This window comes from Actinomyces sp. HMSC08A09 (assembly GCF_001807465.1).
Classification (GTDB): Bacteria; Actinomycetota; Actinomycetes; order Actinomycetales; family Actinomycetaceae; genus Actinomyces; species Actinomyces oris.
Genome location: NZ_KV789074.1, coordinates 97,260 through 106,704, shown reverse-complemented (window position 1 = coordinate 106,704; position 9,445 = coordinate 97,260). Strand labels below are relative to the sequence as shown.

At 66.6% G+C, this 9,445-nt stretch carries 6 protein-coding genes and 4 tRNA genes; 2 read left to right on the top strand and 8 right to left on the bottom strand.

Going from position 1 to position 9,445, the window contains the following annotated elements:
• Positions 1-3: 3 nt before the first annotated feature.
• From HMPREF3165_RS00540 to HMPREF3165_RS00525, 4 genes are all read right to left on the bottom strand, one after another.
• Positions 4-76 (bottom strand) — tRNA-Glu (locus HMPREF3165_RS00540).
• Positions 77-117: 41 nt separating this feature from the next.
• A tRNA-Glu gene (locus tag HMPREF3165_RS00535) sits at positions 118-190 on the bottom strand.
• 48 nt (positions 191-238) lie between these two features.
• Positions 239-311 (bottom strand) — tRNA-Glu (locus tag HMPREF3165_RS00530).
• A gap of 18 nt (positions 312-329) precedes the next feature.
• A tRNA-Gln gene (locus tag HMPREF3165_RS00525) sits at positions 330-401 on the bottom strand.
• Positions 402-1,342: 941 nt separating this feature from the next.
• On the opposite strand from HMPREF3165_RS00525, the gene HMPREF3165_RS00515 reads away from it, so the two are divergent.
• A complete protein-coding gene (locus HMPREF3165_RS00515; RefSeq protein ID WP_256274629.1) occupies positions 1,343-2,128 on the top strand; it encodes a serine/arginine repetitive matrix protein 1 in 786 nt (261 codons plus the stop codon).
• Positions 2,129-2,266: 138 nt separating this feature from the next.
• Here the strand turns inward: HMPREF3165_RS00515 and gltX are convergent, their stop codons facing one another.
• On the bottom strand, positions 2,267-3,751 hold the full coding sequence (gene gltX / locus HMPREF3165_RS00510; RefSeq protein ID WP_370991884.1) for a glutamate--tRNA ligase: 1,485 nt from the start codon (positions 3,749-3,751) through the stop codon (positions 2,267-2,269).
• Positions 3,752-4,334: 583 nt separating this feature from the next.
• Here gltX and HMPREF3165_RS00505 point away from each other — a divergent pair.
• Positions 4,335-5,138 (top strand): hypothetical protein, encoded by an 804-nt coding sequence (locus HMPREF3165_RS00505; RefSeq protein WP_070509964.1) that lies wholly within the window; start codon positions 4,335-4,337, stop codon positions 5,136-5,138.
• 150 nt (positions 5,139-5,288) lie between these two features.
• Here HMPREF3165_RS00505 and HMPREF3165_RS00500 read toward each other — a convergent pair whose 3' ends face one another.
• The 3 genes from HMPREF3165_RS00500 to HMPREF3165_RS00490 form a co-directional block, all read right to left on the bottom strand.
• The gene (locus HMPREF3165_RS00500) at positions 5,289-6,113 is read right to left on the bottom strand and encodes a fumarylacetoacetate hydrolase family protein (RefSeq protein WP_070509962.1); all 825 of its coding nucleotides are present in this window, start codon (positions 6,111-6,113) and stop codon (positions 5,289-5,291) included.
• A gap of 25 nt (positions 6,114-6,138) precedes the next feature.
• Positions 6,139-7,734, bottom strand: a complete 1,596-nt coding sequence (locus HMPREF3165_RS00495; protein ID WP_070509959.1) for an alanine/glycine:cation symporter family protein — start codon at positions 7,732-7,734, stop codon at positions 6,139-6,141.
• A 233-nt stretch (positions 7,735-7,967) separates the two neighbouring features.
• A complete protein-coding gene (locus HMPREF3165_RS00490) occupies positions 7,968-9,443 on the bottom strand; it encodes an alanine/glycine:cation symporter family protein (RefSeq protein WP_083303126.1) in 1,476 nt (491 codons plus the stop codon).
• Between the last annotated feature and the right edge of the window lie 2 nt (positions 9,444-9,445).

Here is a 9,445-nt window from a genome sequence, read left to right as displayed (position 1 = left end):
TCGTACCCCCAGCCGGATTCGAACCGGCGCCGCCGCCGTGAGAGGGCGGTGTCCTAGGCCACTAAACGATGGGGGCATATGACAGTCCGAATACCGTGATCGGCAACCGGACCCTCGTACCCCCAGCCGGATTCGAACCGGCGCCGCCGCCGTGAGAGGGCGGTGTCCTAGGCCACTAAACGATGGGGGCAGGCTATGGAGTTGTGAACCAGCAGACCTGATCGGGCTGCTTGATTCGTACCCCCAGCCGGATTCGAACCGGCGCCGCCGCCGTGAGAGGGCGGTGTCCTAGGCCACTAAACGATGGGGGCCACAGATCATGAGATCCGCTGGGGTACCAGGACTCGAACCTAGAATAACTGAACCAGAATCAGTCGTGTTGCCAATTACACCATACCCCAAAGGGCTTCACCCCGGAACGGATCACGTCCGAGGCAGCGGGCAGTAATCTACACGCCCACCCTCAGCCCATCAAATCGCCGGGAGGTGAAGACCGACACACAACGGACGTCTCGGGATCGTCCCCCTCCATCCTCCCACTCGCCGCCTCACAGGACCCTGGCAGCCGGCACCGCAGCCCCTCCTGAGCGCTCACAACCAAGCGGAGCTCCAGAGGCATCCCCTACACTCCCATCTAGTTCCTGCCCACCCCACCCTTCTGGGAGGCAATATGCCCACCCACCTGCGGCACCGTCACCGCCCAGGTCACGGCCCCTGCAGCACTCGCCTCCGCGCCCTTGGACCGACCCGGATCGCCGCCCTCCCCCTGGGCGCCTGCGGCCCCGCCCACAAGGGACAGCCGAGCGTCGAACCCACCGGCGCCTCTACCAAGACCGTCCCCTCCGGCTCACCAGCGCCGTCCACAACACCGCCCCCGACGCCGTCGGCAACACCTTCCGCGACAGCCCGGACGGCCCCGAACGTCACGATCTTCCACGACCGGGCCGGCACGTGGCTCCGGCAGGACGACATACTCAAGCAACCGGTCACGACGTCGACAGAAATCGGCCAGGCCTACGACTTCGACGCAGGAGGATGTCCAGCCATTATTTTCTACAACGCAGATCCGTCGATCGACAGCGAAAGAAAACGGGGTGGAGACAACACAATCTCTTCCATCAAGGTACGGCAGACGATGTCCAACCACACTTCTTTCGTGGTGACCTCAGGGCCGACTCCCGTCGAAGCCATACCGGACGAGCTCGCCTCCACCGATGCATGGCATCAGTTCCTGTCCTCGACACAAGTGGCGGGACTCGATGCTGGGGTCATGGGATAAATGAGTTTCAGTACCGAGCCACACCACCACCCTTCCTCCTTCCTCACCACCAGGAGAGCCGCATTGCCTCATCCAGCACCGCACCACCACCAGATGTTCCTCGCCCGCACCCCCTCCAGAGCTCGTCGCCTGGCCCTGGGGATGTGCCTCGCAGCCAGTCTGGCGCTGAGCGCCTGCGGCCCGGCCCACAAGGGACAGCTGAAGGTCGAGCCAGCAGACGCCTCCGCCGAGGCCAGTGCCGAGGCCAGCGAATCCAGCTCACCCACACCGTCCAAGTCACCGAGCCCAACCGCCTCGGCGTCGACGCCCTCCCCCTCGGCAACGACATGGACGGCACCGAGTGTCACGGTTTCCAGTGAGGACTCGTCGGTCTGGACGCACGACGACGAGCGCATCAAGAAGGACTCGGCCGGCCCTAACGGGACTATTGACGGATACACGGTTAACGCCAACCCCGCCTGCTTCGGCTATGTTTCCACGAGCGCCGAGGAGAGGTACTACAGCCTCCGAGGAGTCGGGGACGACATTCAGTCCAAGGCGGCTCTCAAGAGTCAGCAGACGATCTTTTCCGGATATCAGACGACACAGGGCCCGAACCCGGTGGAGGCCGTCCGGGACGACAGTGGGACCCTCCCGGGCTATGAGGAGACCTTCTCCGTGACGGTCAACTTCTCGGACGCCCCCAACACTCCCATGGATGGATATCGCTTCGACAGGCGAGTGGGAGAGAAGGGGTTCGCTGTCGAGGTCATGCTGCTGTGCCCCCAGGGCTCCCTCATCGGGCTGGATCAGTGGCACACGATTCTGGGAGGCATCCGGCTCCAGGGAATCGACGCCGGAGCCATGTAATCGGCCGGCGCGGCCCGCAGAAGAGCGGGACGACTGGTGCGGTCCTGTACTCAGCTCCGCACTCACTGGCCGGTGGGGCCGGGACGCGCACGCTCAGCGCCGCGTCCCGGCCCCACCGGCTCAGTTCGTCGTGCAGTCTCACCCGAGCCGGGCCCGAAGAACCTTCAGCCTGGCCAGAGTGGAGCTGCTTCCGAGGATCTCCATGGACTCGAACAGGGGCGGAGAGACCTGTCGCCCGGTCACCGCGACACGCAACGGGCCGTAAGCCAGACGCGGTTTGATCCCCTCGCCGTCGGGCATGCCCCGCCCCTCGACGATGGCGGTCTTGAGGGCCTCCTCCAGATGGTCCTTGTCCCACTGCTCAGGGTTGAGCCCCTCCAGGGCGCTGATGCCCGCATCCAGCACGTCTCCGGCCGATGCCTTGAGCTTGGACAGAGCCTTGTCGTCGACGACGAGATCGTCGTCGGACACGAAGAGGAAGCCGAGCATGTCGCGGCTCTCTCGCAGCAGCTGGATCCGCGTCTGAATAAGGGGGGCCGCCGCGTTGAGGATCTCCTGCTCGCGCGCCGTGAGCTTGTCGAAGGCCTCCGCTGAGACCAGTGGCACCTGAGCGGTCTCACCGGTCGGGTCGGGGTAGGCGTCGGCGAGGTAGGGCACCAGCCGGTCCCGGAAGTCGGTCTCCCCCAGCGCACGCACCTGCTCGGCGTTGATGGCCTCGCACTTCTTGGGGTCGAAGCGGGCCGGGTTGGGGTTGACGTCATGGACGTCGAAGGCCTCGATCATCTCTGCGGCTGAGAAGACGTCGCGGTCCGCGCTCAGTGACCACCCCAGGAGGGCCAGGTAGTTGAGGAGACCCTCGGGGATCATGCCGCGGTAGCGGTGGATGAGGAGGTTGGACTGGGGGTCCCGCTTGGACAGCTTCCGGTTGCCCTCCCCCATGACGTAAGGCAGGTGCCCGAACTCGGGAATGACCTGAGCCCGACCGATGTCCATGAGGGCCCGGTAGAGGACCACCTGCCGCGGGGTGGAGGACAGCAGGTCCTCACCACGCAGAACGTGGGTGATGCCCATCGCGGCGTCGTCAACGGGGTTGACCAGGGTGTAGAGCGGCTCACCGCCCGCGCGCACGACGACGTAGTCCGGCACGCTGCCGGCCTTGAAGGTGATGGGGCCGCGGACCAGGTCGGTGAAGGTGATGTCCTCGTCCGGCATCCGCATCCGCAGGACGGGCAGGCGACCCTCGGCACGGAAGGCGTCCTTCTGCTCCTGGGTCAGATCACGATCGAAGCCGTCGTAACCGAGCTTGGGGTCCTCGCCGCGCTCACGGTGGCGCGCCTCGATCTCCTCGGGGGTGGAGAAGGACTCGTACAGGTAGCCCGCCGACAGCAGCTCGGCGGCCACCTCCTTGTACAGGTCCATGCGCTGGGACTGGCGGTAGGGCTCATGAGGGCCCCCTTTACCCACGCCCTCATCCCAGTCCAGACCCAACCAGGTCAGGGAGTCCAGGATGGCGTCGAAGGACTCCTCGGAGTCACGGGCGGCGTCGGTGTCCTCGATCCTGAAGACGAAGGTTCCGCCGGTGTGGCGGGCGTATGCCCAGTTGAACAGGCAGGTGCGCACCATGCCCACGTGAGGGGTTCCCGTGGGTGAGGGGCAGAAACGTACACGCACGGACGATGAGCCTTGCTCCGGGATACCGGAGGCGCTGGTGGGCTCAGGACGGAAAGCGGATGAGTGATCACTGAGTTCAGGCATGATGAGGCCAGGATAGTCCCCTCTGACGCCACCCAGGGAACAGGTCGGGCCCCTCGGGCGGGGTCCCCCGGCCACGCCGGCCGCCGCCGGCACCGTGAACGCTCCAGCGGCCATGACCAGCACTGAGGCCCCTGCGGCACTATGCCGAGCAGGCAGTGTCCTCATGGTCACGACTTCCTTTTCTTGCGTCAATATGTGCTGACGATCATGTGCTGCCCGAATTCATCATCGGACACGGGGACACTATGAGGGGGTCCCTCACCTGGAGTATTCGACCTCGACTACGAGGGATGGGGAACTTGCCCCATCGCTCTGCGCACACAGGCGAATTAACGTGGCACCCGTGAGATCATGATGTCGCCGCCAGGAAGTTCTCGCGGCTCCCACCAGAGGTGATGACATCTCCAATCCGTTCGGGAAGACTCCCGACTCATCGTTCCTTGGAGGCCTCATGTCCCCGTCCCCACATCCCGCGGCACGTTCCACCAGCCGCCGCCGATCGGCTCTCAGGCTTCCCCTTGTCGCCGGTCTCAGCCTCGCCCTGGCGATCCCGGTTCTCGCTGCATGTCAGGACGAGTCCGGCCCCGCACGCTCCAGCACCTCATCAGGCAAGAGCTCGTCGCAGCCCTCGGACAAGCCCTCCGACTCCGGCAGTACGAAGGGTACGGAGGTCAATGGAGGAGCAGCCGGTTGGCACATCATCGTGTCAGCACCGGGCTGGACCAACACGAAGCGCGATACCGGAGGAGTCAATGAGCTGGTCAGCGACGACGGATGCCAGTTCGTGACAACGCAGAACCTCCTCAACGGACAGCTCTCCACTGACCGCGAGGACACAGATACCCACGCGGCGAACGAGCAGCAGAAGTTCTCTCAGGGTGTCACCCACGTGAGCTTCAAACCCGCACAGGATGATTCGACCTCCGTCAAAGACGCCTCTGGAAACGCCATTGAGACCAAGAGGCTGGACTGGACCTACACCGGCAAGGACGGCAAGGAATACCAAGCCACTGAGTTCATCAGGGCATTCTCGACCATCAAGAGGCCGACCATGCTCACCGCGACTCTCATATGCCCCAAGGACAAGTACTCCACCGCTGTTCTTGACGATCTCATGAAGGACACGACCGTCACCGACCCGGGCCCGGCCGACATGGATGAGGGCGCATCCGGCGATGGTGCGGGCAAGGACTCCAAGAGCGGCGACAAGAAGAGCGACGAGAAGGGCTCAGGCGGCTCACCCAAGGACACCTGAGCCTGCCTCGGCTCCCCACGACCGAGCAGCAACAGCCGAGGAGCAGCACCAGCACTCGCCGATGGGCGGGATTCTCAGGGCACGCCCCGGGAGTCCCGCCCGTCGTCGTCGGGACAAGGACTTAAGCTCCGTGGGGCCGGCCGCGTCGACTCAGCGGCGAACCACCGGGTTGGAGAAGGAGCCGATGCCCTCGACCTCGACCTCGACGCGCTGACCGGCTCGGATCTCGCCGACTCCCGCCGGCGTGCCGGTGAGAATGACGTCACCGGGAAGAAGAGTGAAGATCGTCGATACGTAAGCAACCAGCTCGGGAATCGAGCGGATCATGTCAGCGGTGCACCCCTCCTGGACGAGGCGGCCGTCGACCCGGGCGCGCACCACCGCGTCTCCGGGTGAGAAGAGCGGCTCGCGGCCGGGCTCGGGGACCTCGATCCACGGCCCCAGGGGGCAGGAGGTGTCGAAGGCCTTGGCCCGCACCCACTGCGGCTCGGCGCGCTGGCGGTCGCGGGCCGAAACGTCGTTGGCGACCGTGTACCCCAGGATGACGTCGTCGGCGTGCTCCACGGGGACGTCCTTGGCGAGGGTCTTGATGACGACGGCGAGCTCGGCCTCGTAGTGAACCTCCTCGCTCCAGGCGGGCAGGACGATGGGAGCGTCCGGTCCGATGACGGAGGTGTTGGGCTTGAGGAAGACCACCGGTTCGCGCGGCGGCTCGTCCTCCCCCATCTCGGCGATGTGGCCCCCGTAGTTCTTCCCGATCCCCACGACCTTGGAGCGCGGGATGACCGGCGACAGGAGCCGGACCTCGCCCAGCTCGACGACCTCCCCGGTGGCCTCGGGCAGGGAGTAGAGGGGGTCTCCCTTGAGGACCAGGAGGTGCCCCTCGGACTCGCCCGAGGCGACCTCATGCTCGGGCAGGCCCTGGACGATGCCGTAGCGGGGCTCGTCACCGGTGGAGAAGCGCGCGATCTTCATGGGCCTCAGCCTAGCGCTGTTGGGCTCAGCTGCCCGAGGCCTCCTCGAGCGCGGCGCGGCGCTCCGTGATGGCGGCGTGGGCGGCACCGTCAACGGCCCAGATGTCCCCGGGAAGCGTGCCGGGCAGGTAGGGGTTGTCGGTGGCGATGAAGCGGATCTCGTCCTTCTCACCGGCCTCGACGGCGCGGCGCTGGGCCTCCCAGTCGCGCAGGGCCCCGAAGGCCCAGCCTCCCAGGGCGAGGATGGAGACCATGTTGATGACGGTCATGGCCCCCATGACGAGGTCGGACAGGCTCCACACGAAGGTGAGGGTGGACAGGGAGCCGACGGCGGTGGCCACGATAATCATGGCCCGCAGGGCGTAGTGCTTGTGCTGCTTGCCCTGGAGGTAGTCCATGTTGACCTGTGCGTAGGTGTAGTTACCCAGGAGCGAGGAGTAGGCGAAGACGAAGATGATGACGGCCATGAGGTACTGCGCCCAGCCACCGAGGACGTTGGTGACCGATGCCGAGGTCAGGGTGTTGGCGGCGCCATTGGCAACCTCTGGGGCGGATTGAGCGGCCACCGGGTCGTAGACCCCGGAGAGCAGGACGATGAGGGCGGTGACAGTGCAGACCACGATCGTGTCGACGAAGACGCCCAGGGACTGCACGAATCCCTGCTGGACAGGGTGGGGGACGGTGGCGGTGGCTGCGATGTTGGGGACCGATCCCTCACCGGCCTCGTTGGAGAACAGGCCTCGGCGGGTGCCGTTGAGAAGTGCGGCGGTGAATCCCCCGGCGGTCCCGGCGAAGGCCTGGTCGACTCCGAAGGCGCCCTCGAAGATGGAGAAGATCGCTCCCGGGATCGCGGTGACGTGCAGCACCAGGATGGCCACGGCGATGAGGGCGTAGACCACCGTCATGATCGGCACGAGCCACTCCGAGACGGCAGCGACCGACTTGATGCCCTTGAAGATGATCGGCGTGGTGATGACGACCAGAGCAACGGCGGTCATCCACGGCTCGACGTGGAAGGTGCTCTCCATCGTGGCGGCGATGGTGTTGGCCTGGGTGGCCTCGTAGGCGAAGCCGAAGACGAAGGTGATGACGACGGCGAAGAGCTTGGCGGCGGGCTTGGAGCTCAGGCCGCGCTGGATGTAGTAGGCCGGGCCGCCGCGGAAGGTGCCGTCGGGGTGGGTGACCTTGTAGAGCTGGGCGAGGGTGGCCTCGATGAATCCGGTGGCCATACCCACCAGCGCCACGATCCACATCCAGAACACGGCACCGGGGCCACCCATGGTGATGGCGATGGCCACACCCACGATGTTGCCGGTGCCCACGCGGGAGGCCAGCCCGACGGCGAAGGCCTGGAAGGAGGAGATCCCGCCCTCCTTGCTGTCACGGGAGGAGGTGATGGCCCGCACCATGTAGGGGAAGAGCCGCAGCTGCACGAATCCGGTCCGCACGGTGAAGTACAGGCCTCCCAGCACGAGCAGCCAGGCGAGCAGGTAGAGGAACAGGTACCCGGCGGCGTCATCGAGGATCTTGGCGCCATCGTTGAAGAAGCGTTCCAAGGATGCGGTCCAGCTGTTGCCTGCGCTGGATGCCGCACTGGTCAGGGAAGCCAGAACCGGTTGCACGTGAGATCCTCCGTAGGGGTGGGACGACGGCGCGGGCGAGGTGGGCGTCGGGCGCGCGAACCAGCACGGGAGCGGTCCGGGATACACGTCCTGCCCACGTCCCCCTCCTTCGGAAGGGAGGGCACCGTATTCGCGAAGGCTACGGATACAGTGTTTCGATTCGGTGACGGCCCTGTGGCATCGCTGCCGCACGTGCGCGAGGCGCGTGGTGCGTTGTGCGCGACACCGCCCATCTACCAGTCACCTGCCCCCTCCCAGGCGCCTTCCGGCAGAGGCGCCGGAAGGTACTCGGAGTCCCTGCGGAAGACCGACTTGTCACCCTCCGCCGTTGACGTGCCCCGCCTGGCCTCCCAGTCCCTGAGCGCTCCGACGACCCATCGGCTCAGGAGCACCAGCGCCACGAGGTTGATGATGGCGCCCAGCCCCAGGAGCACGTCCGCGAGGGTCCACACGGTGGTCAGCTGCTGCACGCTGCCGATGCCGGCGCAGATGACGGCGCCGATCTGCAGCGCACGCGCGACCCAGGGACGATCGGTGAGGTAGTCGAGGCAGACCTGGGCGTAGGAGAAGGCCCCGATGATGGTGGTGTAGGCCAGGACGACGACGAGCAGCGCCATGGGCCAGCGGCTCCACTCCCCCACGAGGTGGGCGATGGCGTCCTGGGTCAGGGTTCCCGCACTCTCCTTGGCGCTCGCCCCGGGCTGGAGGACGTCCGCACCGGCGACCAGGATCGCCAGCGCCGTCGCGGTGCAGACGAACAGGGTGTCCACCACGACCCCGAAGGCCTGGATGAATCCCTGCTGGACGGGGTGGCTCACGGTGGCCGAGCCCGCGGCGCAGGCGGCCCCTCCGAGTCCCGCCTCATTGGAGAACAGGCCGCGGCGCACGCCGTTGAGCAGCGCGGCGGTCACCCCGCCGGCCAGGCCGCCCAGCCCCTGGCGCAGGCCGAAGGCGCCCTCGATGATGGAGCGCACCGCCTCGAGGGCCTGGACGGGGTGGGTCAGGAGGATGGCCAGAACCAGCACCAGGTAGGCCAGCGCCATGAACGGGGCCAGGTACTCCGCCACGCGGGCCATGGCGCGCAGGCCTCCCAGGAGGACCGGCGCGGTCAGGGCCACGACGAGGACGGCTCCCAGACTCGGTGAGAGCCCTCCGGCCCCCTGCAGGGAGGCGGTGATGGCGTTGGCCTGCACCATGGGCATGACCAGGCCGTTGGCGATGAGGAAGACGACGGCGAACACCCCGCCCAGGATCGGCAGCCCCAGTCCTCGCGAGATGTAGTAGGCGGGACCACCGCGGAAGGTGCCGTCGGGGCGACGCACCTTGAACAGCTGGGCGAGCGTGGCCTCGCTGAAGGCGGTGGCGGTTCCAAGAATCGCCACGAGCCACATCCACAGCACGGCTCCGGGCCCGCCCAGGATGAGCGCCAAGGCGACCCCGACGATATTGCCGGTCCCCACCCGGCAGGCCAGTCCGACGGCGAAGGCCTGGAAGGAGGTGATGCCGCCGTGGCTGCCGTCGCGGGAGCCGATCACTGAGGCGGCGATCGCGTCGGTGTGCCGCACCTGGACGCCCCGAGTCCTGACGGTGAAGAAGACGCCCGCCCCGATGAGGAGCCACATGAGGCCCCAGGAGTAGAGCATGTCGGAGACGGAGGCCAGGACGGCATCGACCTGGCCCATCCATGAGATGCGCCCCAGAGGTGCCATGA